This is a genomic window from Mycobacterium sp. E735 (assembly GCF_001666955.1).
GTDB lineage: Bacteria > Actinomycetota > Actinomycetes > Mycobacteriales > Mycobacteriaceae > Mycobacterium.
Genome location: NZ_LZIX01000021.1, coordinates 1 through 24,560 on the forward strand (window position 1 = coordinate 1; position 24,560 = coordinate 24,560).

Sequence of the window (24,560 nt, forward strand, 5' to 3'; positions counted from 1 at the left end):
ACCGGCGCCCACAATGGAGTCATGACGAACTGCCCGCGCCCGGCCGCCGGCCACTTCAGCGTCGGCACGCCGCGGATTCTGGTGGTCGAGGACTCCGAGACGATCCGGGAGATGGTCAGCGAAGCGCTGACCGACATCGGCTATCACACCGCGGGTCGTTGTGACGGTGACGGTTTGGAGGAGGTGCTCGACGGGCTGCGGCCGGACCTGGTGGTGCTCGACGTCATGCTGCCGGGACGCGATGGATTCGACCTGATCGACGTCATCCGCGGCTGGGGCGACGTGGGGATCGTCTTGATCACGGCGCGGGACGGCCTGCAGGATCGGCTGCGCGGGTTGGACGGTGGGGCCGACGATTACGTGATCAAACCGTTCGAGCTGGCCGAACTGGTGTCGCGCGTCGGGGCGGTGTTGCGCCGGCGCGGACGGCTGCCGCAGGTTGTCCAGGTCGGGGATCTGATGCTGGACGCCGACGCGGGCGTGGCCGCGCGCGGTGGTAGCCGCCTCGACCTGACCGCAACCGAACTGCGGCTGTTGGCCTTCCTGGTGGAACAGCGCGGCCGCATCGTCAGCGCCGGCCAGATCCTGAACGGGGTCTGGGGGTACGACGCCTACGATCCGAACCTGGTGCAGGTGCATATCAGTGGATTGCGGCGCAAGCTCGAAGCCCACGGGCCGCGGATCCTGCACACCGTGCGCGGCATCGGCTACCGGTTGCAGCCGCGGCGATCATGACGGCCGCGTCCACGACTCGGACCCCGTCCCTGCAGCGCCGGGTGACGCTGGTGGTGGTGGCGTTGCTCGCCCTGCTGCTGGTGGTGCTCGGCGTGACCGTCGACCTCAGCCTGGGCGTCCTCGCCCGCAGAAACCTGCACGACCGGCTCCTCGCCGCGGCATCCCGGGCCGAGGCGCTGGACGTCGCACACACGTCACCCGACCTGCTGGCCGCCGAACTCAACGGCGGCGGCGTACGGGCACTGCTGGTCACCGCCGACGGCGCAACGTACGGCGACCGCGGCATCAGCCCCGATACCGTCGCGGGTCCCGTTGTCCCGCCGCCCTTTCCGCCCCCGCCGCCGTTCGCTCCGCCACCGCCGTTCGCGCCCGGCCCGAACTTGCCGCCGCCCGGCATTGCACCCTGGCCGCCGCCGCCGCCCCCGCCGCCCCCGCCGGATGCCACCGCGACGGCCGTCGTGCGCCCGCTGCCGGATGGCTCCCGGGTGATCCTGGTCGCCGACACGACGCAAACCACCCAGGTGACGCACCAGCTGCGCCTGCTGATGATCGGGGCCGGCGTGGTGACGCTCCTGACCGCGGCGCTGTTGTTGGTGGCGGTCAGCCGGGTGGCGTTGCGCCCGTTGGACCGGCTGACGGCGCTGGCGAACGACATCAGGACCGGCGACCGCGGGCGACGGCTGCGCCCGGACCGGGCCGACACCGAATTGGGGCGCGCCGCAACCGCTTTCGACGGGATGCTGGACGCGTTGGAGGCTTCCGAAAACCGGGCCCAGCGGGCCGCGGACACCGCCCAGCGGGCCGAGACCGCGACCCGGCGCTTCCTCGTCGACGCCGCCCACGAGTTGCGGACCCCGATCGCCGGGATTCAGGTCGCCGCCGAACAGCTCGTCAACAACGCCTCCGCCGCGGATCAGGGCGACGACGCGGCGCAGGGTCAGTACCGCCGGGCCAGCCTGTTGCTGTCCGACGCCCGCCGCGCCGGCCGGCTCGTCTCGGACATGCTCGATCTGAGCCGCATCGACGCGGGCCTGCCGTTGGACACCCGCGAGGTCGACCTGGCCGCGATCGCGGACGCCGAAGCCGACCGGGCCGCGATGCTCGCGCCGCAACTCGCGATCAGCCGCACCGGCGTGGCCGACCTCGCCGTCAACGCGGACCCCACCCGGCTCGCGCAGATCCTGTCCAATCTGCTCGACAACGCACGCCGCTACACACCGGCCGGAGGCGCCATCACGATCGATGTCCGGCGCGACGACGGCGCCGCCGCGGTGACTGTCACCGACAGCGGCCCAGGGATTCCCGACGAGGAGCGCGAGCGGATCTTCGAGCGCCTGGTGCGCCTGGACGCCGGCCGCGCCCGAGATCACGGCGGCGCAGGGCTCGGGCTGCCGATCGCCCGGGCGCTGGCCCGAGCCCACGGCGGAGAGCTGGTGTGCGTGCCGCGCGACGGCGGTGCCGAGTTCCGCCTGACCCTGCCGGTCGTCGCTGCCGTCGACCCGAGCGCCGAGCGGTGACCACCCCGGGTCGAGGCGGCCACCGCTCGGTGCCGCTAGCGCACGCCCGGCACTAGAACCCCGGCGGTGGCGGGCGGAAGGGTCCACCCGGAGCCCCCGGCGGCGGCGGTCCGCCCGGTGGTCCGGGCGGCGGCGGTGGCCCACCGGGCCCACCCGGTCCCGGCCCCCAGGGTTGTCCCGGCGGCGGGGGCGGGGGCGGATCCGCGCTGGCCACCGCGGCGCCGAAGCCGGCCGCGGTCGCCCCGAGGGCGCCCGCCAGCAGCGAACCGGCGATGAGTTGTTTGATCTTCACTGGGCCCATCTCTCCCTTTCTGTCGGCGATCGATCCCCGTCGGGTGCGCAATAGCGTCCCGCGCACCGCGACGTCCGCGACGTTAGGAAGCGAGCCTGAAGCCAGCCTGAAGATCCTTGCGGCGGGCGAACTTTCAGCCGGCCGCGGACGACACCGCGGTCACGGTGGTCAGCCGCCACTTGTCCAGCCAGGGCTGGACGAGCTCGGCCACCGAGAACCTCGCCGGGGCCGAACATCCCGGCTTCGGCGGGTCGGGGACACCCCCGCGGATGAGGATGCCGACGGCGCGCACGGTGCCGTCGCCGTCGTTGAGGTAGACCGGCCCGCCGGAGTCGCCGCATTGGCCGGGCGCCAAGAACACGACCTTGCTCTTGGTGACTTCCGTGATCGGGCCGCAGGTGGCCTCGCCGGAACCCATGCCGAACTTGCAGAGTTCCTGGCCGATCTGCAGGTTGGTGGCGACGCCCGCGACCGGCAGGGAGGCCCCGATGGCCGCGCTCTGCGGGACGCTTTCGCCGTTGAGCAGGACCAGGCCGATGTCGTGCTGCTCCTTGTGCACACCCTCGTTGACCGTCTGGCTGAACGTGCCGACCGTCGCGTAGGGGAGGACGCCGCCCAGGTTCATCGTCACCTTGCCGGGCCCGCCCGGGCGGTTGCAGTGACCGGCCGTCAGCACCCCGGTCTCGCCGGCGGCGGTGTGCACCAAAAATCCCGCGGTGCAACCCATTCCGCCCGACCCGTCGGCGTACTCGACGAAGATGCCCGCGCCGGGGCCGATAGCGCTCGATGCGGGCAGGTCGATCGGTGCCAGGGCGGGCGGTGGGGCGAGGGAGCGGGCGCCGTCGTTCCTGGACAGCTGGGACACCGCGGCGACGAAGGCCATGGCGCAGAACAACGCCGCGATCGCCAGCAACGCGGAATGCATCCTGGAGCGTTGTGGCAGCGGATACTGCACGTGGGTTCCGGCCAACACCCCCCCTTGAGCGCGCGATGCCGGTAGGTCTCTGAGGCCCCAGCTTGCCAGCTTCGGCCCAGCGGCCGTGGCGATTAGCGAGATCTGGTCAGCGAACGGTGGCCGGCTGGGGGGAGGGCTCGTCGTCGACGGGACTGTCTGCCCGGCGATGGTGCCGGCGGAAATGGCGGATCTCGATGATCAAGCCCGTCAAACCCAGCGTCGCCGTGCACAGCGAGACGAGGTACAGCAGCGAGTTGGGGTGTCCGGCGAGGGCGTCTCCGAGGATCACCACGGCGGCGGTGCCGGGCAGCAGGCCGCCCAGCGTCGCCAGCGTGTACGGCAGCAGGCGCACCGTCGACGCACCGGCGGCGTAGTTGATCGCGGAGAACGGCACGGCGGGAATCAGCCGCAGCGACAGGATGGCCAGCCAACCCCGTTGGCGCAGGCGTTCGTCGACCGTGTCGATCGACCGGTGGCGCACCAGGCGGTTCAACCGCCACCCGGCCGCCCGCACCAGCAGCATCGCGATCACCGCGCTCGCGGTGCTGGCCCCGACGGCCAGCGCCACACCGAGCAGCGGGCCGAACAGCAGGCCGGCGGCCAGGGTGAAGGCCGTGCGGGGGACCGGTACCACGGTCGCCACGATGTGCGCGGCCAGGAACGCCAGCGGAAACCAGGGGCCGACCGACTGTGCCCAGTCGCGCATCTGCACGGGCGTGGGCAGCGGGAGCCATGACGCGGCGACGATCAGCAGTGTGATACCGACCACTGTGGCGATTGCCCGGGGCCGCGACAGCAGACGCGCGGTTGCGCCCAGCGCGCCGGCGAGGTCGCGCAGAGTCCGGTTGATTCTGCAGGTGGCGGAAGCCGTCACGCCTGTAAAGGTTACGGGGCCCAGGTGAATAACTCGTTTCCCGAGGCTGGCGTTTCATCGGCGCGCCGCCGCGTTCGTCGCGCCGCGCGGTTTTCTGCCCACAGGCCCGATCAACTAGCCTCATTAGTAAGTCGCAGGCCCCATTTGCTGGGAAAAAGGGAGCAATCGGTGTCCATTGATGTACCCGAGCTCGCCGAACTAGAACAGGTTCGCGGGCGTTGGCGCAGCGCGGTCGCCGGCGTGCTATCGAAAAGCACCCGGAAAGACCCCGAGGAGCTCGGGGACCAGCCCGAGCGGCTGCTGGAAACCCCGACCTATGACGGCATCGCCATCCGGGCGCTGTACACCGCGCTGGACGAGCTGCCGGAACCGCCGCTGCCGGGCGAGTGGCCGTACCTGCGGGGCGCCGACGCGCTGCGCGACGTCAAGTCCGGCTGGAAGGTGGCCGAGGCGTTCCCGACCGACCGCGTCGCCGGGGTGGCGGCCAAGGACGTCAACGCCGCGGTGCTGGACGCGCTGGGCAACGGGGCGAGCGCGCTGGTCCTGCGGGTGGGGGAGTCCGGCGTGACCACCGACCAGCTCGAGGAAAGCCTGGCCGGGGTGTACCTGAGCATGGTGCCGGTCATCATCGATGCGGGCGCCGACTACTCGACGGCCGCCGACGCGATGTTGGCGATGGCGGCCCGCGTGGAGGGAGATCAGCGCGAACTCCTGTCGATCGACCTGGGCGGCGACCCGCTCACCGCGGCGCTGAGTGACCGTCCCACGCCGGCGCTCGACGAGGTCGTCACGGTCGCCAAGCGGGCGGCCCGAGAGCGCGGCGTGCGTGCGATCACCGTCGACGGCCCGGCCTTCCACAACCTGGGCGCCAACGCGACCTGGGAGCTGGCCGGCACCGTGGCCGCCGGGGTGGACTATCTGCGGCGGCTCACCGAATCGGGCCTGCCGGTCGGCGAGGCGTTGCGGCAGATCAGCTTCCGGCTGGCCGCCGACGACGACCAATTCGTCACGCTCGCCAAGATGCGGGCGTTGCGCCGCCTGTGGGCGCGGGTTGCCGAGGTCGTCGGCGACCCGGACGGCGGCGCCGTCACCGTGCACGCCGAGACGTCGCTGCCGATGATGACCCAGCGCGACCCGTGGGTGAACATGCTGCGCTGCACGCTGGCCGCGTTCGGTGCGGGCGTCGGCGGCGCCGACACCGCGCTGCGGCTGCCGTTCGACGTGGCGATCCCGGGCGGCTTCCCGGGCACGGCGAGAAGCTTCGCGCGCCGGATCGCCCGAAACACCCAGTTGCTGCTTCTGGAGGAGTCGCACGTCGGCCGGGTGCTGGACCCCGCCGGCGGGTCCTGGTTCGTCGAAGACCTCACCGCGCGGCTCGCCGAGCGGGCCTGGGAGCACTTCCAGGCCATCGAGGCCCACGGCGGTTTCGTCGACGCGCGCGACTACGTCGCCGGCCAGATCGCCGAAGTGGCCGCGCGACGCGCCGACGACATCGCGCATCGGCGCACCGCGATCACCGGTGTCAACGAGTTCCCGAATCTGACGGAGCCGGCTCTGCCGCAAGAAGATTCGCCAGGTTCGCCGCTGGCCGCCGGCAACCTGCGGCGGTATGCCGCCGCGTTCGAGGCGCTACGCGATCGCTCCGATGCGTTCCTGGCCCGCACCGGCGCGCGACCGCGGGTGCTGCTGCTGCCGCTGGGTCCGCTGGCCGAGCACAACATCCGCGCCACCTTCGCCGCCAACCTGCTGGCGTCGGGCGGCATCGAAGCCGTCAACCCCGGAACCGTCGACGCCACGGGCGTCGCAAAGGCCGTCGCCGACGCCGGGTCGCCCGGCGCGGCCGTTATCTGCGGCACCGACAAGCGCTACGGGGAGGGGGCCGCGGCGATCGTCGAGGCGGCGCGGGCCGCCGGGGTGGCGCGGGTCTACCTGGCCGGACCCGAAAAGGCCCTGGGCGACGCCGAGCACCGGCCCGACGAGTTCCTGACCGCGAAAATCAATGCGGTCGAAGCCCTTTCGAACCTGCTCACTCGACTGGGAGCGTAGCCGCAATGACCACAACCGCACCTGTGATCGGCAACTTCGCCGAAATCCCGCTGGACGGCGACCGGCCGCAGCACCCGCCCACCGAGGCCGCCGTGCGCGAGCACGTCGCCGCAACGGCGGCCGCGCACTGGTACACGCCCGATCAGCTCGAATGGCACACGCCCGAAGACATCGCCGTCAAGCCGGTGTACATCGGCGCCGACCGGGCCGCCGCCGTGGCGAGCGGCTACCCGCTGAACAGCTTCCCGGGCGAACCGCCGTTCCTGCGCGGCCCGTACCCCACGATGTACGTCAATCAGCCGTGGACCATCCGCCAGTACGCCGGGTTCTCCACCGCGGCGGAGTCGAATGCGTTCTACCGCCGCAACCTGGCCGCCGGCCAGAAGGGCCTGTCGGTGGCCTTCGACCTGGCCACCCACCGCGGATACGACTCGGACCACCCCCGCGTCCAGGGCGACGTCGGAATGGCCGGCGTGGCAATCGATTCCATTCTCGACATGCGCCAGCTGTTCGACGGCATCGACCTGTCGACGGTGTCCGTGTCGATGACGATGAACGGTGCGGTGTTGCCGATCCTGGCGTTGTACGTGGTGGCGGCCGAGGAGCAGGGCGTGCCGCCGGAGAAGCTGGCCGGCACCATTCAGAACGACATCCTCAAAGAATTCATGGTGCGCAACACCTACATCTATCCGCCCAAGCCGTCGATGCGCATCATCTCCGACATCTTCGGCTACACCAGTGCCAAGATGCCGAAGTTCAACTCCATCTCGATCTCCGGCTACCACATCCAAGAGGCCGGCGCCACAGCCGATTTGGAACTCGCCTACACCCTGGCCGACGGCGTCGACTACATCAAGGCGGGCCTGGACGCCGACCTGGACATCGACAAGTTCGCGCCGCGCCTGTCGTTCTTCTGGGGCATCGGCATGAACTTCTTCATGGAGGTCGCCAAGCTGCGGGCCGGCCGGCTGCTGTGGAGCGAGCTGGTCGCCCAGTTCAACCCGAAGAACGCGAAATCGCTTTCGCTGCGCACGCATTCGCAGACGTCCGGCTGGTCGCTGACCGCGCAGGACGCCTTCAACAACGTGGCGCGCACCTGTATCGAGGCGATGGCCGCCACCCAGGGCCACACCCAGTCCCTGCACACCAACGCCCTCGACGAGGCGCTGGCGCTGCCCACCGACTTCTCGGCGCGGATCGCGCGCAACACCCAGCTGCTGCTGCAGCAGGAGTCGGGCACCACGCGGCCCATCGACCCCTGGGGCGGTTCGTATTACGTGGAGTGGCTGACCCATCAGCTCGCGCAGAAGGCCCGCGCCCACATCGCCGAGGTCGCCGAGCACGGCGGCATGGCCCAGGCCATCAGCGACGGCATCCCGAAGCTGCGCATCGAGGAGGCGGCCGCGCGCACCCAGGCCCGCATCGACTCCGGGATGCAGCCGGTGATCGGCGTCAACAAATATCAGGTCGAGGAGGACCAGGAGGTCGAGGTCCTCAAGGTCGAGAACAGCCGCGTGCGCGCCGAGCAGCTGGCCAAGCTCAAGGAGCTGCGGGCCAGCCGCGACCAATCCGCCGTCGAGGCCGCGCTGGCCGACCTGTCCCGGGCGGCCGCGGCACACGGCCGCGCCGGCGAGGACGGGCTGGGTAATAATCTGCTGGCGCTGGCGATCAACGCCGCCCGGGCCAAGGCGACGGTCGGGGAGATCTCCGACGCGCTGGAAAAGGTATACGGCCGGCACCAGGCGGAGATCCGCACGATCGCCGGTGTTTACCGCGACGAAGCCGGAAAGGCCCCCAACATCGCAACCGCCACGGAACTGGTCGAGAAGTTCGCCGAGGCCGACGGCCGACGGCCGAGAATTCTCGTGGCGAAGATGGGTCAGGACGGTCACGACCGCGGTCAGAAGGTGATCGCGACGGCCTTTGCCGACCTGGGCTTCGACGTCGACGTCGGCTCGCTGTTCTCCACGCCCGAGGAGGTGGCCCGGCAGGCCGCCGACAACGACGTGCACGTCGTCGGTGTCTCGTCGCTGGCCGCCGGCCACCTGACGCTGGTGCCGGCGCTGCGCGACGCGCTCGCCGAGGTGGGACGGCCCGACATCATGATCGTGGTCGGTGGCGTCATCCCGCCCGGTGACTTCGACGAGCTGTACCAGGCCGGGGCCGCCGCCATCTTCCCGCCCGGGACGGTGATCGCCGACGCCGCGATCGGTCTGCTGCACAAGCTGGCCGAGCGTCTGGGTTACCCGCTCGACTAGATGGCCGGCCGCAAGAGCGATTCCGTCGACGACCTGGCCGACGCCGTTCGCCGTGGCGACAGGGCGGCGCTGCCACGGGCCATCACGCTGCTGGAGTCCACCCGCGCCGATCATCACGAGAAGGCGCAGCGGCTGCTGCTGGAGCTGACGCCCGACGCGGGCAACGCACATCGCGTCGGCATCACCGGAACACCCGGGGTAGGCAAGTCGACCACCATCGAGGCCCTCGGCATGCACCTGATCGAGCACGGCCACCGGGTGGCGGTATTGGCCGTCGACCCGTCGTCGACGCGCAGCGGCGGATCGATCCTCGGCGACAAGACCCGGATGGCGCGCCTGGCCGTGCACCCGGACGCGTACATCCGCCCGTCGCCGACGTCCGGCACGCTGGGCGGCGTAGCAAAGGCCACCCGCGAGACGGTGGTGTTGTTGGAGGCCGCCGGTTTCGACGTGATCATCATCGAGACCGTCGGCGTCGGTCAGTCCGAGGTGACGGTGGCCAACATGGTCGACACGTTCGTCCTGCTGACCCTGGCGCGCGGCGGCGATCAGCTGCAGGGCATCAAGAAGGGCGTGCTCGAGCTGGCCGACATCGTGGTGGTGAACAAGGCCGACGGCGAACACCTCGCCGAGGCGCGGGTGGCCGCCCGGGAACTGTCCTCGGCCATCAGGCTGATACACCCGCGCGAAACACTTTGGCGGCCACCGGTTCTCACCATGAGCGCGATGGAGGGGACCGGTCTGACGGAGCTGTGGGACACCATCGAACGCCATCGGCAGGTGCTCACCGAGGCCGGCGAGTTCGAGGCGCGCCGGCGCGCCCAGCAGGTCGACTGGACATGGCAGATGGTGCGCGACACCGTCTTGGACCGGGTGCTGGCCAACCCCAAGGTGCGCAAGATGCGCGCCGATGTCGAGCGCCAGGTCAAGGCGGGAGAACTGACCCCCGCGCTGGCCGCCGAGCAAATATTGACGGCAGCGTCAGACTAACGGATAGGTAAACAATCTAGATTTCGCTCCGGGAAGGTGTGAAATCCAAGTAAATTTGACATTGTGACGGTGGAAAACCGAGTCGATCGCCGCGCGGTCCCTGTCCACGATGACCTTGACGCAGGTCACCGTGTGTCCGGCGCGGCGGACTCACACTTCGGATGCGTCGTTCGCAGCTTTTCCACGATGTTTCCCGCCCGCCGGTTCGGCGGCGGCGCGCTGGCCGTGTACCTCGACGGTCAACCCGTCGTCGACGTGTGGACCGGCTGGTCCGATCGCGGCGGCCACCGGCCGTGGTCGGCCGACAGCGCACCGATGGTGTTCTCGGCGACCAAAGGCATGGCCGCCACCGTCATCCACCGCCTCGCCGACCGCGGGCTGATCGACTACGAGGCCCCCGTCGCCGAGTACTGGCCGGAGTTCGGCGCCAACGGCAAGGGCAACCTCACCGTGCGCGACGTGATGCGGCACGCCGCCGGCTTGTCGGGACTGCGGGGCGCCAGCAGTGAAGACTTGCTCGACCACGTCGTGATGGAGGAACGGCTGGCCGCGGCGTCGCCGGGGCGGCTGCTGGGCAAGTCGGCGTACCACGCGCTGACCTTCGGCTGGCTGATGTCCGGCCTCGCCCGGGGCGTGACCGGAAAGGGCATGCGAGCCCTGATCCGCGAGGAGCTCGCCGAGCCGCTGGGTACCGACGGGTTGTACCTGGGTCGCCCGCCGGCCGGGGCGCCGACGCGGGTGGCCGAGATCATCGCGCCGCAGAACCTGGTGCGGAACCCGGTCCTCAGCTTTGTGACGCGCAAGGTCGCCAACGAGCTGTCCGGCGGCTTCCGGTCCATGTACTTCCCGGGCATGGTCGCCGCGGTCCAGGGCGATACCCCCTTGCTGGACGCGGAGATCCCCGCGGCCAACGGGGTGGCGACGGCCCGCGGGCTGGCACGGATGTACGGCGCCATCGCGAACGGCGGCGAGGTCGACGGCATCCGGTTCCTGTCCCGCGAGTTGGTCGCCGGCCTGACCGGTCGGCGGAGCCTGCGTCCGGACCGAAACCTGTTCATGCCGCTGGCTTTCCACTTGGGCTACCACAGCCTGCCCATCGGCAACGTGATGCCCGGCTTCGGCCACGTCGGGCTGGGCGGTTCGCTCGGCTGGACCGACCCGTCGAGCGGCGTGGCCTTCTCGCTGGTGCACAACCGGCTGCTGACCCCGTTCGTGGCGACCGACCACGCCGCGTTCGTCGGCATCTATGCGCTGATCCGCAAGGCCGCCGAGAAGGCGCGCAAGCGCGGGTTCTCGCCGGTGACCGAATACGGCGCGCCATTCTTCGAGCCGGGAGCCGTCGCGGGCTGAGGAAAAAGGCACGCGATCAATTTGGTCAGCGAGTCAAGACGAAAAGGGCATAGCGATTTCTCACGGCGCGTTTGCCGTAAATCGGTCCGTCGCCTAATCTTCTGAATTTCCCGCTGACGGCGTCGCGTGAAAAGAAACCTCTCCGAGCAGGCCGATGTGCGAAGTCCGGGTGTCGTTGGGGTAATAACGAACCCCAGGCGCCGTGGCGCGTAATGACCGACGGCGATGCGGTCGTATTTGCCGGCGGCGGCGGAAGACGGTGTCCGGGCCATTCACGCCCATGGCGTCGGCGCCATCGCCCGGACTTTCGTAACCGTCATTTCCAGGGTACTGCGGTGCGGCCGGACGACCGGTCGATTTGCCGAGGCGCGCGTACCGGCCGGACCGGTTCCGAGCCATGTTGCTCCGCTGGCACAACAACTTCGGGCTGTAACACCGGACGCCGCCGCAGCGATACGTCAGCGAAAGCTACCCGTGTTTTCGGAAAGTGAGGCGCATCACAGAAACTTCACACTTCAGCGTTTGGTGGCCCCGACACGCCGGGTAGTAGCCGCCAAGGGGGGTCGGTCGGCCCCGGCCGAAGAGCCGGCGACGTTCGTGTATGACCAACGGTCGCAACGATCTGGCTCGAGTGATGCAAAAAGGGGGTGAGTGCAACGACAGCCGTCTAGACTCACTCCCGGTGGTACTGACATGCGGCAGAGGGGGGTTCACCTTTGGTCCGCGGGATGATACTGCACATGACTTGATCGTCGAATTCGGGCTCGCCGGTGAATCCCACAAATCAATAATTCGAGTGTTGGATCGGTTGTAAGCGCGGTGCTTCAGGCATTACGAGTGGTCCGGTGATCTCGTTGAGCCAGACAGGTTTCCCATGCGCCACGTAAACGAAGACCAACGGAGTGTCCTCCCCGCACCCGATTCGACGACTGCCTTGACGTTTGAGAATCGCGTCATTGCCGCAGAAGTTGCCGCCTAGTCGAGGAACCGGAGACAATAACCGATGCCCCAGACATCACCTAGCCCAACAGAACTGAAAGGCTACGATCTGTCGTGAAATTTGTGCTGGCAAGCTATGGAACTCGGGGCGATGTCGAGCCGACCGTGGCTATGGGTCGAGAACTGCAGCGCAGGGGACACGACGTTCTCATGGCCGTCCCATGCAATCTCACGGGCTTCGCCGAGGCGGCGGGGCTTCCGGCGGCGGCCTACGGGCCGGATATGCATGACTTCCTGACTGATGACTTCCTCCGTGACTTCTGGACAGACTTCCGCCGCAGCTTTTGGACCATCAAAGAGCCGATCAGGTTGTTGCGTGAGCTGTGGCAGCCGTGCCTCACGCACTGGGCAGAAATGAGCCGCACGCTGGCATCGCTGGCCGCGGGCGCCGATGTCCTGTTCAGCGGACTGGTTTACCAAGAACTCGCCGCAAGCATCGCCGAGGCCTACGACATTCCGTTTGCGACGCTGCATTACTTTCCGATACGGCCCAACGGCCAGCTGTACCCCTTTGCGCCCGCGCCCGTGGTGCGTACCGGGATGACCGTCTACGACTGGTTGTGTTGGCGGATGAGCAAGAACGCGGAGGACGCGCAGCGCCGTGAACTGGGACTACCCAAGGCGACGTCTCCTTCACCACGTCGAATCGAACGCGCCGCGCTGGAAATTCAGGCCTACGACGAAGCGTGCTTCCCGGGCCTGGCCGAGGAATGGCAACGGTGGGGTGATCGACGCCCCTTCGTCGGGGCGCTGACGATGGGGTTGACGACAGATGCCGACGAAGAGGTGGCGTCGTGGATCAAGGCGGGAACACCGCCGATTTGTTTTGGTTTCGGCAGCATGCCGGTCGCCGCGTCCCCGGGTGACACGGTCAAGATGATCGGCGCTGCGTGCGCGGAACTAGGCGAGCGGGCATTGGTTTGTGCCGGGTGGGCCGATTTCAGTGACGTGCCGGATTTCGAGCACGTGAAGGTCGTCAGCGCGGTGAATTACGCAGCAACCTTCCCGATGTGCCGCGCGATCGTCCACCACGGCGGTTCGGGCACCACGGCTGCGGCTCTGCGTGCCGGCGTTCCGTCGATGATCCTGTGGACGGCCGGTGATCAACCGCATTGGGGTGCCCAGCTCAAGCGGCTGAAAGTCGGTACCACTCGGCGCTTTTCGACCACAACCACCGAAACCTTGGTCACCGACTTGCGTCAGATCCTCGAACCCGACTACGCAGTGCGGGCCCGTGACCTCGCCGCCCGGATGACAGACCCGGCTGAAAGCGTTGCGAAAGCTGTTGATGTGCTCGAAAAGTTCGCCAGCGCAAGGCGTTTAGTCTGAAGATCGCCCGGATGGCCCGGCGCCGGTCAACGGCCCGCGCGCGGGAAGCGGTCATCCGCCGGGCGCGTCTCTCCCGTCGTCCGACCTGACCTCGACCTGGGCGGGTGGATCGGTCGCGGCAGGGGTGCTCGGCCGCTTGAAGCGGGATTTGAGCGATAGCGCGCGCTTTTCCACCAGGAACCAACTCAGCGCCGCCACCGGAAGGGTGGCCGCCATCGCGACAACGAAAAACACGACCGGATGCAACCACGTGAGGCCGCACACCGCCAGCAGCTGCTGCATCGGGAACGCATAGATGTACATGCCATAGGACAGATCAGTGCGTAGTTGCAATCGCTTGTTCTTAAGCAGCGCCCCGGAGACGACGACGGCGTACGCCAGCGGAAGGCCGGCCACCACTCGATAATCCGGCAGCTGGCTGGACGCGAGGACTATGGCGACGCAGACGGCGACGAGCGACCAGCGAGCGGGGATCACGTCGCGCCATTGGTACAGGAGCGCCCCGGAGGCGAACATGATTGCGGAACGGCAGAGGAGCTGCGGGATGGTCCATACTCCCGGAAAGGTCAGGGGTGGTAGCAACATCGCCCCGATCACAGCGAGTACGAGCATCGCGGGGGAAACCCACCTGCGATTGGCGAGGCCGACGACGCCGATAACTGCAACCGCCAGGTAGCACATCACTTCCCAGATGAGGGACCACAGCGAGGCGTTCCAATTCGCTCCGCCCGGCGTTCCGTGCGGTGTCGGGCCGACATTCGGGTGCAGGTAGGCCAATGCGGCGTTTTGCACGACGTAATCGATCGGATCGCGCGAGGCCAGCAGCTTCCCCGCCGCACCGCCCTGGATCGCCAGGCTCAGTGGTGCGAACAGGTATGCGGTGACGATCAGGCAGACGTAGAAACCGGGGAGGATTCGCAGAGCTCGAGCCAGCAGGTAGTCACGAAGTTGCGGGTCGTTCAGCCAGCTTCGGGAGATGAGAAATCCCGAGATCGCAAAAAACCCGTCGACACCTATCGCGAACATAAGCTTGGTGGCAGCGGCGGGAGGCATATGACCCGTGATCGGCCATGAGTGGAACAGCATCACTTCGGTTGCCAGGGCTAGCCGGAACGCGTTCAGCGCATTATTTCGCGGGCTGAACACTTCCCCCAGCTTCATGTGACTCCGTCCATCGTCCCCCGGTGCGCGTTGTCGGCGCCATCGTATATCGCGACGGTGTTGATCACTGTTGCTTTGAGCGCTCTTGGCGAGTCGGTCGGGGCGGGCAAGCGACGCGGCGGCGGCCGTGCTCACTGAACTGGCCTGCAGAGGCCTGACTGGGGTGACGGCCCGCAACGAGGCGGTGGCCAGCGCCATTTAACGCTCCGGGGCAAGAACCAGGGTGCTAGCATCCGGGTCGTGTCTGAAGAAGGTGCACGGCTGCGAATCGGTGTCCTCGGTGCAGCCCGCATCGCTCCGCTCGCGCTTATCAACCCGGCACGGGAAAGCGCCGAGGTGGTGGTCGCGGCGGTGGCAGCTCGCGAGGTATCTCGTGCCCAAGCCTTCGCCGCCGAGCACGGCATTCCTCGAGTGCACGACAGTTATGAGGCGCTCGTCGCGGACCCAGATGTGGACGCCATCTACAACCCTCTCCCAAATGGTTTGCACGGCAGGTGGACTCGAGCCGCAATCGCGGCGGGAAAGCATGTGCTGTGCGAAAAGCCATTCAGCGCCAATGCCGCTGAGGCGCGCGAAGTCGCGGGACAGGCCGCCCAATCAGACCGAGTCGTGATGGAGGCCTTTCACTATCGCTACCATCCCTTGACCCTGCGAGTTGAAGAGATCATCGCCTCCGGGGAACTGGGACAGCTGAAGCGGGTGGAGGCGGCCATCTGCTTTCCGTTGCCGAAGTTTTCCGATATCCGCTACAACTACTCCCTTGCCGGTGGTGCAACGATGGACGCCGGATGCTATGCGGTCGACATAATCCGCACGTTCGGCGGTTCGACACCCGAAGTTGTTTCGGCACAGGCGAAGCTGCGTGATTCCAAAGTGGACCGTGCCATGACCGCCCGGCTTCGCTTTCCAAACGGAATCGAGGGGCGGGTCCGTTGCTCGATGTGGTCGTGGGATCTTTTCCAGTTGAGCGCCAAGGTCGTTGGCGATCGCGGGGAAGTGCGCGTTCTCAATCCCGTGATGCCGCAAGCTTTCCATCGGCTCTCGGTCAAATCAGCGGACGGCAAACGAGTCGAGCGCTTCTCGCGCCGCCCCTCCTATGCGTATCAACTCGACGCGTTCGCCGCGGCGGCGCTGCGCGGGGAGCCCATCAAGACGACACCGGAAGGCGCCGTCGAGAACATGAGCGTCATCGACGCCATCTACCGCGCCGCCGGCCTCCCGCTCCGCGAGCCCGCCTGAGCTGACCGGTCCACCTGGCCGGGACGGCAGGAAACACGGATTGAAAAGCTCAGCTGGCGAAGTGCGCCTGATTCAGGTGTTCGCCCACCCGCAAGGCGTTTGCCGCGATGGTCAAGCTGGGATTCAAACCGCCGCTGGTGGGAAAGAATGAGCTGTCGACCACGTATAGGTTTTCGACTTCGTGCGCCCTGTTGTACGGGTCCAGCACGCTGGTCTTGGGATCGGTGCCGAAGCGGCATGTCCCGCAGACGTGCGCTACGGCTTTGTTGTCCTCGGCACCTCGCAACGTGATCTTGCGGAAGGGTTCCAGCACCCCTTTCAACTGCTCCAAAAAGATTGCGCGGCGCTCGATCTCGCTCTCGTGAAGGCGGTACTGAAGTTTCAGCCGCTGACGGCCGTCGGCGGTCGGCCGATCGTCGGGTAGGACACGGTTGTCCAGATACGGGAGGTCCTCCATGATCGTCGCGAGGACCAGCCCGCCGTTGAAAAACCGCTCATAGACTTGGCGCACCGCCGGTTTCATGAGCCGAAGTGCCGCCGGCCGCCATCCGGGAGCATTGGTCAAAATCTCCATGGGTGCCATGGGGCCGAAAGATTGCACGGTGCCGTACTTCTGCCCTTCCCAGAAGTAGAAGTCGTTCAACCCGATCTCCTTGTTTGCGGCTGTGGTCCTGGAACCGCGCTGCGGCCAGATCTCCACCAAGTCGACAAGGTGACGCATCAGGTTGCGGCCCACCCAATCCGAGCCGTTGGCCAGTCCGCGCGGCCAATCGGCTGAACGGGAATTGAGCAACAGCACCGGCGTGACCAGCGCGCCGGCCGCAAGCACCACCAGTTTGGCCTTCAGGGACACCGTGCCGGAGCGATGCTCGCAGATCACTCGACGGACCTGCTTTCGGTCCGCGTCGAGACGAAGGACCCGGCATTCCGGCAGCAGCTTCGCACCGTGCTCGGCGACCGCCGGTAAGACGCAGTTGCGTGCGCTGTCGTTCTTGCACGACTGGTGGCACAGATAGCTTTGGCACGTCGTGCAACCCGAGGTGTAGTCACAGGCCATCGGTAGGTGGTAGGGGTGCAAGCCACGGCTCGTCAGGTACTCGACAAGCGGCTGGTTGTCGGCCGAAAAGGGCGGCGCCGCAGGCAGATCAGGGTCGGCGGCACCCGGTCGCAGCGGATCCGGCTGGCCCCGAACCCCGAACAGCCTTTCGGCCGCCGAGTACCACGGGCGCATCTCGTCGTAGGCGATCGGCCAGGCCTCCGGCACGGTCGAATCGCCGGGGTTTCGGAAGTGCTGCCGAGGGGTGAAATCCTGAGCGAAAAACCGCTCGCACACCATGCCGTAGAGGGCCGACGAGCCACCCGTGCCGGCGCCCAAAAAGGGCACGAATCGTTGGGGAGAGCGCCCACTGATGTCTTCGATCTCGTCGGTCGAGCGTCCGGACCTGGTCAATACGTCGAAGTAGGTGTCGGTGGAGCGGCAAGCCTGCGGATGGGACACTTCGGGCATTGATGAGCGGACCGTCTCGGGCGCCCCCGGAAGGGTTGAACGGCCCTTCTCGACGAATAGCACCTTTCGGCCCGCGCGGGCGAGCGAGTAGCCCAGGGTGCCGCCGCCCATGCCGGTCCCAACGATGATCGCGTCCCACTCGACGCGTTCCGCCTCGCGCGCGTCTAACTCACCGTCGGCCAAAATCGAGTCCTCAGTGCGTAATTGCCCAAATTTTGCCCCCGTGTGGGCGACCCCGACAGTATCATCCCCGGCTTGGACTGAGGGCCGTTTGTTCGTTTAGGTCACAAGGCGCGAGGGTGAGAACGTGCGCCGACCCATCGGTGACCCGTTGTCAATCGAACGCAGGCACGTCCGGTGTTATTCGGCGCGCGAGCGCCCCTTACCTAGCCGAGCGAGTGTTGATGCGCTTGTTCCGGCTGGTGGTTGGAATTGGGGGTCGATTGGGTGACCGCAACAGCTTCGGCGGGGTGGTTGACCCAGTCCGCGAGACCGTCATCGAACGCCGCCTTCTTCTGCAGAATGATCTGATACTGGGCGTGCAGAACTTTGTATTCCCCCGCGTGGTATTTCAGGAACTGGTGGATCGCCCACGCGGTGTTTGCCCGTGGCCGCGGGTAGGCCGGCCACATGACATCGTCGAAAATCATCATTCCGCCTTGCTTCAACAGGCGCCACGAGTTGAGTGAATCCACTATTGCGTCATCGGCGAAGTGCGACCCATCGACATAAATCAGATCGAACTCCTGCTTTTCATCGATGAGCTGGGGCAAGACGGACAGCGATGAGCCCTTCCGCTTTGTTACCCGACCCGGGGCCGAGGACACGTTGTGATCGAAGCGCGCCTCGAGGTCTCGCAAGTCCGACGTGGCGTGGTAGTGCCATTCGTCGCTGCCCGCCCAGTGGTCAACAGCGGTCATGTGCCCTTGTGTGAAGTACGTCAGGAAAAAGAGCGTCGAACGCCCCTCCCAAGATCCGATTTCGAGAATGCGTATCGGGTCAGCGCGCTTGAAGACTTTCGGAAAGGTGACGGACCAAGGCACGATGTTCATGTCGAACCACCGCTCTTGGAATTGACCCTTCGCCGCCTGCTCTTCGAATGCCGCGCGAACCTCGGCCAGGTGTTTGGCCGTGCCGGATAGAACGCCCAGCTTTACCAGGCGGTAGTGAATGATGTCCGTGAGATAGTGCCAGACCACACCCGGACGCGTTCCCCCGATCCACCAGAAAAATAGAAATGTGAGGGTTCGGGCGGTCCAACGAAACTTCGGTTCGGTCGTTTGGCTGGTCATGTTTCCCTTGGTCTTGTTGCTGGAAGGCCGATGCAGTCTTGTCTCAGGGCTCAAGACGAGCAGCTAACCCCCCGGAAGGTTCGGCGAGCTCGTAGAGCACGGTTGTTGGATACTAACAGCCGCCGCTCACGGGGCGGGGCGGTTTGGCTCGGCCCACCAGACCCCGCCGGGGCCAGGCGCCATCTCGGGCACCTGGCAAAACGGTGGTCACGCGCACCGCCGTCAAGCTGATTGCCTTGACCGGGCGAAGCTCTCCACCAAATCGGCGGCCTTCTCGACGCTTTCAGCGGGTGTCGTCATCCGGGTGGCCAGCTCGCGGGCGCGGGCCGCATATTTCGGGTCGAGGATTCGGCGCAGGTCCTTGACCAAGGATTGGCGGGTGGTCTTCGAGAAGCGGCGGGTGGTACCCACCTTCAATCGCTTGACCCGGGCGCCCCACAGTGTCTGATTCACATCCATCGAGAGGATCAGGGTGGGGACCCCGGCGCGCATGCTAGCGGCTGTGGTGCCCGAACCGCCGTGGTGGACGACTGCCCGGCAGGCGGGAAAGACGGCCGCATAATTCACGCCGCCCACCACCTTGACGTGGTCGCCGTGGGAAACGTCACTGAAGTCGCTCCAACCGGCGCAGATCAGCGCGCGCTCGCCCAGCTCGGCGCAGGCGGCGCTGATCATGTCGATCGCGTCGGCCGGCGATTCCACCGGCATACTGCCGAAGCCGAAGCAAATCGGCGGGGTTCCCGCGGCGATCCACGACGCGACGTCGGTGTCGGCCTCGGTGGACATCGCCATCGTCAGTGCACCGACGAAGGGCCGCTGACCGTCCCACTTCCGCCATTCGGCCGCTAGCCCGGGGAAGCAAACCTCGTCGTAGGCCTGTATCTCGAGTGATCCGCTTTCGGCGATGCGCCGCGCCGACGCGCCCCTGATCTTCGGCAGCCCTAGTTCACGGCGCTGCGCGTCCTCTACCTTTTTGTTGAGGCGCCAACCGAACCAGTCGAACGCCGTCATTGACGCGCGCGCGAGGGGAGGAGGTAACAGCGGAACGAGCTGGCCGTTGGCCCGCACCGGAACGTGGTGCAACGTGGCCAACGGGACGTTCAAATGCTCGGCGACGTTGACGACGGCCTCCTGGTAACTCTGGCCCGTGAGCAGCAGGTCCGCCCCCTCGGCGAGCGATGTCAACGTCTTGCTCATCTGCGTCCAGCACTGGTCACTGAGGTCCCACATCTCGCGCCACAGCTCCCTCATCTCCCGCATCTTCCAGAAACCCCCGAAGAAGGATGTCCAGAAGTTGCGGTACACGTCGAGCCACGTCTGCGTGTTCAAGCCGAAGGCGGCCGTGGGGAGGCCCGCCGCCTCGGTGAAGCCGACCAGATCAGGCGGGACCGCCATGTGCACCTCGTGCCCACGGCGCATCAGTTCACGGCCGACTACCAGGGAGGGCTCGACATCGCCTCTCGTTCCATAACTTGCCAGCACAAACTTCACGGTTCTAGCCTTCGAGTCGGGCGTAATGGCGTGGTGATCGAGTGAAAGGACCTCGCCTCGACGTCACACCGACCGCGTCGGAATACCGGCGCCGAGGACAGCCGGGTCGCCGCCGTTGAGAAACGTCGTGCAGGTTGTCACTACTTTCGCCACAGGACCCCGCATTGGTCAATCGTGACGATCTCCGCGGAGATGTTGTGCTTGGCACGATAGTCGGCGACAGCCTTGCGGCATCCCTCGAGGTTGTAGTCGTCGATGATGCAATAGCCCCCCGGTGACAACTTCGAGTACAGCCCGTCGAGCGCCTGGATTGTCGACTCGTAGAGGTCACCATCGAGCCTCAACACCGAGATCTGATCAATCGGGGCCTTGTGCAGCGTGTCCTTGAACCAGCCCGGAAGGAAGCGGACCTGATCGTCCAGCAGCCCGTAGCGCTCGAAGTTCGCTTTGACCTCTTCTTGCGACACCGCCAGGACCGGCGCAGCGTGGTGCAGGCCGAGCGTAAACCGGGGCAGCTTGTCCTCTTTGTAGTTCGCGGTGTCCGGGGGAGGGACGCCCTCGAACGAATCCGCGAGCCACACGTTTCGGGTCTTGTCGCCGTATGCGGCCAGGACCGCGCGCATCAAGATAGAGGCCCCACCGCGCCACACGCCACACTCGACCAGATCACCCGGAATGTCCTCGTTCAGCACCGTCTCGACGCAGTGCTGCAGGCTCGTGAGTCTCTGCATCCCGATCATCGTTTCCGCGTCGGCCGGCCAGTCCATGCCGAAGTCGCGCGCGTGCTTGTCGAACGGGCGTTTGCGGACCAGCATCAGGTTGCGGTTCTTGAGTAGGGGAAGCCACGTCAGCCACCCGACGCTGGCGCGCATTTGCAGCGGCCACCCCACGGGCACGAGCTGGTCCATGCCGTACCTGGTCAAATCGCGCCGGATCTGGTCCAGATAGAGAGATCGGACGTCGCTTTCGGTCACGGTCAAAACCGTCCCCCTGTGTCTCGGTTGCGAGTACTGCCGGTGGTGAGCCTAGACGCCCAATCCGCGCCTCATTGCGCGTTTGGATTTTTCTAGAATCAGGTTGCCAGGGCTAGATTATCCACACCTGCGGACCGGTGCTGATACGGAGGCAGATCGCGCGCGCCGGTGGGCGTCCGCGTCCAGGGCCCGGTTGCTCGCGGTGGGGCGCGGTCTTATTGGCGCCCAGCGTGTTCCGGGGGGGACGACCCGATGCGCTCGCTAATCGCTTTGCGCGGGAGGTATATCGCTCTGCTCACCAATCCATTGCAGTAGCGCATGCAGACCGTCGTCGAGCGCCCACTTGGGTTCCCAGTCGAGGTCCTTTTTCGCCGGCGCGATATCGCAGCTGGCTGCGCGGATGTCACCGTCGCGAAACTTCGGTACGACGATCGGTTCGGGAGCGTCGAAGACGGCGGCGATCTTGCGGGCAAGCTCATGAATGCTGGTCGCCACGCCCGACCCGATGTCGAGGCAGCGTGACTCCTCGGCAGGTTGCTGCACCGTCGCGAACACCGCATCAATGACGTCGTCGATGTAGACGAGATCGCGGAGGATCCGCCCATCCTCGTAGACCTCGGACGGTTGCTGTTCGCGCGACAGGCGCGCGAAGAACGGAACCACTCCGGTGTAGGGATTGGTGAGCGACTGACCCGGGCCGTAGGCGTTCTGCAAACGCAGCACACTGAGGTTGGTGTCGTGAGCGGCCGTCCAGGCGGCCAGCAAGTGTTCCTGGGCGAGCTTGGTCGCGCCGTAGATGTTGGTGGGGCGGGGCTCCGTGCTCCCCGCGCAGCTCGGGAGGGGCACGGCGCGTTCGCCGTTGGGCCCTTGCGGATCCCAGTTACCCGCGGCCAGCTGCGCGTGGCTGCGAGGTCCGGGATAGAAGACCTGTGTTCCGGCGCGCCAAGCGCCCTCACCGTAGACGGCCCTGGACGACGCCACCACCAGCTGCTCGGGAACGATGCCCGCGCGCGTCAGGGCGTCAAGAAGCTGGGTAGTGCCCACCACGTTCACGGCGCCGTGCCGCGTCGCCTCCGACAGCGACTGCGCCGTTCCCGTCTCGGCCGCCAGATGAACCACCTGGGTGGGGCGAAACAGGCGAAGCACGGCATCCCAGTCCGGGGCGTGGGTGACGTCACCGGTGAAGAACCGCACTGATGGCGGCAGGTCAATCGTGGGACGTTGACCGTGAACCTGAGGCAGCAGCACATCCATGACAGCGACGTCGTGCCCGGCTTCGATGAGTCGGCGTGACAGCCTGCACCCGATGAATCCTGCTCCACCGGTAATGAGCACGGATGTTGACAAGAGCCGATCCCTCCCGTTCGAGCGCAGAAAAACTAACCGAGACGCGTTTGCGGGTGCGGCCCGCGGTTGATCATATCGGTGAACGATCTACCGTCGGCCGAGTTGAAGGAGAAAGCTCGACAACCTGGTTGCCGGGACCCGTCAGACGAGGTGAACGTCCGGCGCGTAGAGGATCCACCGTCCACCATGCTCTTGGAAGGCCCGTTCTTTGGCCATGATCTCGTCGGCGTGGTTCCACGCAAACAGCAGCGCGTAGTCGGGATAGGGGTGGGAGAAGACCTCCGGCGGGCACACCGGAATTTGGGAGCCCGGCGTGAGACGCCCCTGCTTCTCGGGGGTCGAATCACACACCATAGGAAGGAGATCCGGGCCGATGTGGCAGTAGTTCATCACCGTCGCGCTGCGTGAGGTGGCCCCGTATCCGACGACACGCCGGCCGTCGGAACGCAAGTCGCGCAGCAGTTTGACGAGGTCCGCGCGGATGCGATCGATGTTGGCGGCGAACCGAACGAACGTCTCTTCCTCGGCGATCCCTTCGGCTTTTTCCCGTGCCAGGAACTCCGCGACGGTGGCGGTCGGCTCCGACGTGCCCGGCCGGGCGACGGTGTAACGGATCGAACCACCGTGCAGCGGGAGGTGTTCGACGTCGACGAGTTCAAAGCCGAACCGGGCGGCGGTCGCCTGAACCGAGCGGACCGAGAAGAGGTAGATGTGCTCGTCGTAGATCTGGTCGAAGTAGACCTGCCTCAGTATGTCGCCGAGATACCGATCCTCGAACACGAATAGGCCGTCCGGGGAAAGCAGCGTGTCGGCGCCCTGGAAGATCGAGTCCAGGTAGGAGATGTGGCTGATCGTGTTCGCCGAATAGATCAGGTGGGCGGGTCCGTGCTCTTCGCGAATCTCGCCGGCCGTTGGCGCGTTGAAGAAATCGGTGCGCACGTTGATGCCTTGTGCCCGGGCCACCTCGCCGGCCCCGGCGGCCGGGTCCACTCCCAAGTGCCGTATTCCGGCTTCGCTCAGGGTCTTCAGCATCACCCCGTCGTTGCTGCCGATCTCGACGACAAACCTGTCCCCATGACCGGGACAGGCTCGCATGATGTGCCGGGCCACTTCCTCGCCGTGTCTGCGGATGAGCGCGGATCCGGACGCGCGGTAGGGGTAGTCGGCGCGATACATTTCGTTCGGTGGTACCTCGTCGAGCTGTTGCACCATTGTGCAAGACGTGCACAGTCCGACCGCGAGTTGGAAGAACGGCACTTTGGCGCTCTCTTCGGCCTTGACGAAGGCATTTGAGACCGGCTGACGTCCGAGGTCAAGGACCTGCCGAAGATCACCGCCGCACACCCGGCAACTGCGCTCGGACAATACTGCCCCCTATCTCACATCGGGACCACCGTGTGATGAGCATAGACCGGAACGGGCGCTCTCAGTAGGCTCCTGAGTTTCTCGAACATTAATTCGCCCAGATTGCCGGCGTAGGTGGCTTTCACCGGCCGGCAAGCCGATCCGATGCGTCTGCGCAGGTCCGGCGAAGCACGGCTGGTCGTTTGGCGCTACCGCAGATGGGCGACGCCATGACCAGCGGCAACCTTGCGGCGCCGGCCGTCCCGACCGGAAATGCGTACGCCGAAAAGGCTGCAATTTGATAATGTTCCGCGGTTGCCGGTGGCTTCCATTAGAACGGCCCGACGGCGAAGCGTTATGGATGCAAATTGCGGTCAGCGGCCGAAATACGCAATCAGTTGTGGCCGCCAATGAATACATCAGAACGCCGAGGGGCCCGCGCGGAGGCGTGCGGTCAAACCGCAACCCCCTAAAAGTGCCCGCGTCACCGTTCGAGGCCCAGTTAGGCGCCGGGTCCCTTCACCTCCCGCCGAGCGGCAGCTTCCAGCAGGTCGGCGGCTTTGGCGACGCTGGTGGCGGGTTCTGTCATCCGGGCGGCAAGCTCGCGGGCCCGAATCGTGTACTCGGGGGCCAGGATCTGGCGCAAATCCGTGACCAGCGACTCCGGGGTGGTTTGTGAAAACTGGCGGGCGGTACCCACTTTGAGTTGTTTCACTTGGTTCCCCCAGTACGGCTGGTCGGCCGAGCTCCACAAGATCAACGTCGGGACGCCGGCGCGCATGCTTGCCGCTGTGGTTCCCGAGCCACCGTGGTGCACAACGGCGCGACAGGCAGGGAAGACCGAAGCGTAGTTGACCACG

At 66.6% G+C, this 24,560-nt stretch carries 18 protein-coding genes and 1 pseudogene; 8 read left to right on the top strand and 11 right to left on the bottom strand.

The annotated features are described in order from the left end of the window. Positions 1–21 precede the first annotated feature (21 nt). Together A5704_RS02015 and A5704_RS02020 are read left to right on the top strand one after the other, a co-directional pair. Positions 22–735 (top strand): response regulator transcription factor, encoded by a 714-nt coding sequence (locus A5704_RS02015; protein WP_067887159.1) that lies wholly within the window; start codon positions 22–24, stop codon positions 733–735. Beyond that, on the top strand, positions 732–2,252 hold the full coding sequence (locus tag A5704_RS02020; RefSeq protein WP_067887130.1) for a cell wall metabolism sensor histidine kinase WalK: 1,521 nt from the start codon (positions 732–734) through the stop codon (positions 2,250–2,252). Before A5704_RS02015 ends, A5704_RS02020 begins: the two co-directional genes overlap by 4 nt. A 52-nt stretch (positions 2,253–2,304) precedes the next feature. Here the strand turns inward: A5704_RS02020 and A5704_RS28685 are convergent, their stop codons facing one another. The 3 genes from A5704_RS28685 to A5704_RS02030 all read right to left on the bottom strand — a co-directional run bounded on the left by A5704_RS28685 (position 2,305) and on the right by A5704_RS02030 (position 4,373). Further along, positions 2,305–2,544, bottom strand: coding sequence for a hypothetical protein (locus tag A5704_RS28685; protein ID WP_156670083.1), 240 nt, complete (start codon positions 2,542–2,544; stop codon positions 2,305–2,307). A 133-nt stretch (positions 2,545–2,677) separates the two neighbouring features. Next, positions 2,678–3,469: an endopeptidase gene (locus tag A5704_RS02025; protein WP_082954749.1), complete on the bottom strand. Its 792-nt coding sequence runs from the start codon at positions 3,467–3,469 to the stop codon at positions 2,678–2,680. A gap of 136 nt (positions 3,470–3,605) precedes the next feature. Then, positions 3,606–4,373, bottom strand: a complete 768-nt coding sequence (locus tag A5704_RS02030; RefSeq protein ID WP_067753984.1) for a TVP38/TMEM64 family protein — start codon at positions 4,371–4,373, stop codon at positions 3,606–3,608. Between the two features lie 168 nt (positions 4,374–4,541). Here A5704_RS02030 and mutA point away from each other — a divergent pair, with 168 nt between their 5' ends. The 5 genes and pseudogenes from mutA to A5704_RS02055 all read left to right on the top strand — a co-directional run bounded on the left by mutA (position 4,542) and on the right by A5704_RS02055 (position 13,345). Beyond that, positions 4,542–6,419, top strand: a complete 1,878-nt coding sequence (mutA, locus tag A5704_RS02035) for a methylmalonyl-CoA mutase small subunit (protein ID WP_067887133.1) — start codon at positions 4,542–4,544, stop codon at positions 6,417–6,419. Positions 6,420–6,424: 5 nt separating this feature from the next. Further along, a complete protein-coding gene (scpA, locus tag A5704_RS02040; protein WP_067887136.1) occupies positions 6,425–8,677 on the top strand; it encodes a methylmalonyl-CoA mutase in 2,253 nt (750 codons plus the stop codon). Beyond that, positions 8,678–9,678, top strand: a pseudogene (gene meaB / locus A5704_RS02045) (methylmalonyl Co-A mutase-associated GTPase MeaB). It abuts the gene before it with no gap. Between the two features lie 52 nt (positions 9,679–9,730). After that, on the top strand, positions 9,731–11,017 hold the full coding sequence (locus A5704_RS02050; protein WP_067753973.1) for a serine hydrolase domain-containing protein: 1,287 nt from the start codon (positions 9,731–9,733) through the stop codon (positions 11,015–11,017). A gap of 1,053 nt (positions 11,018–12,070) precedes the next feature. Beyond that, a complete protein-coding gene (locus A5704_RS02055) occupies positions 12,071–13,345 on the top strand; it encodes a glycosyltransferase (RefSeq protein WP_082954747.1) in 1,275 nt (424 codons plus the stop codon). 51 nt (positions 13,346–13,396) lie between these two features. On the opposite strand, the gene A5704_RS02060 is transcribed toward A5704_RS02055, so the two are convergent. Continuing rightward, on the bottom strand, positions 13,397–14,506 hold the full coding sequence (locus A5704_RS02060) for an acyltransferase (RefSeq protein WP_067753969.1): 1,110 nt from the start codon (positions 14,504–14,506) through the stop codon (positions 13,397–13,399). A gap of 231 nt (positions 14,507–14,737) precedes the next feature. Here A5704_RS02060 and A5704_RS02065 point away from each other — a divergent pair, with 231 nt between their 5' ends. After that, positions 14,738–15,745 (top strand): Gfo/Idh/MocA family protein, encoded by a 1,008-nt coding sequence (locus tag A5704_RS02065; RefSeq protein ID WP_369807419.1) that lies wholly within the window; start codon positions 14,738–14,740, stop codon positions 15,743–15,745. A gap of 49 nt (positions 15,746–15,794) precedes the next feature. Here A5704_RS02065 and A5704_RS02070 read toward each other — a convergent pair whose 3' ends face one another. The 7 genes from A5704_RS02070 to A5704_RS02100 all read right to left on the bottom strand — a co-directional run. Continuing rightward, complete coding sequence (locus A5704_RS02070; RefSeq protein WP_067887139.1) at positions 15,795–17,435, bottom strand: GMC oxidoreductase; 1,641 nt, start codon at positions 17,433–17,435, stop codon at positions 15,795–15,797. Between the two features lie 203 nt (positions 17,436–17,638). Beyond that, positions 17,639–18,544, bottom strand: coding sequence for a class I SAM-dependent methyltransferase (locus A5704_RS02075; RefSeq protein ID WP_067887142.1), 906 nt, complete (start codon positions 18,542–18,544; stop codon positions 17,639–17,641). A gap of 222 nt (positions 18,545–18,766) precedes the next feature. Then, positions 18,767–20,035: a glycosyltransferase gene (locus A5704_RS02080; RefSeq protein ID WP_067887145.1), complete on the bottom strand. Its 1,269-nt coding sequence runs from the start codon at positions 20,033–20,035 to the stop codon at positions 18,767–18,769. Positions 20,036–20,175: 140 nt separating this feature from the next. Next, complete coding sequence (locus A5704_RS02085; RefSeq protein ID WP_067887148.1) at positions 20,176–21,009, bottom strand: TylF/MycF/NovP-related O-methyltransferase; 834 nt, start codon at positions 21,007–21,009, stop codon at positions 20,176–20,178. A 261-nt stretch (positions 21,010–21,270) separates the two neighbouring features. After that, complete coding sequence (locus tag A5704_RS02090; RefSeq protein ID WP_067887151.1) at positions 21,271–22,344, bottom strand: NAD(P)-dependent oxidoreductase; 1,074 nt, start codon at positions 22,342–22,344, stop codon at positions 21,271–21,273. A 153-nt stretch (positions 22,345–22,497) separates the two neighbouring features. Further along, on the bottom strand, positions 22,498–23,721 hold the full coding sequence (locus A5704_RS02095) for a class I SAM-dependent methyltransferase (RefSeq protein ID WP_082954748.1): 1,224 nt from the start codon (positions 23,719–23,721) through the stop codon (positions 22,498–22,500). A 481-nt stretch (positions 23,722–24,202) separates the two neighbouring features. Continuing rightward, the coding region (locus A5704_RS02100; RefSeq protein WP_369828417.1) for a glycosyltransferase at positions 24,203–24,560 on the bottom strand (358 nt) is incomplete at its 5' end.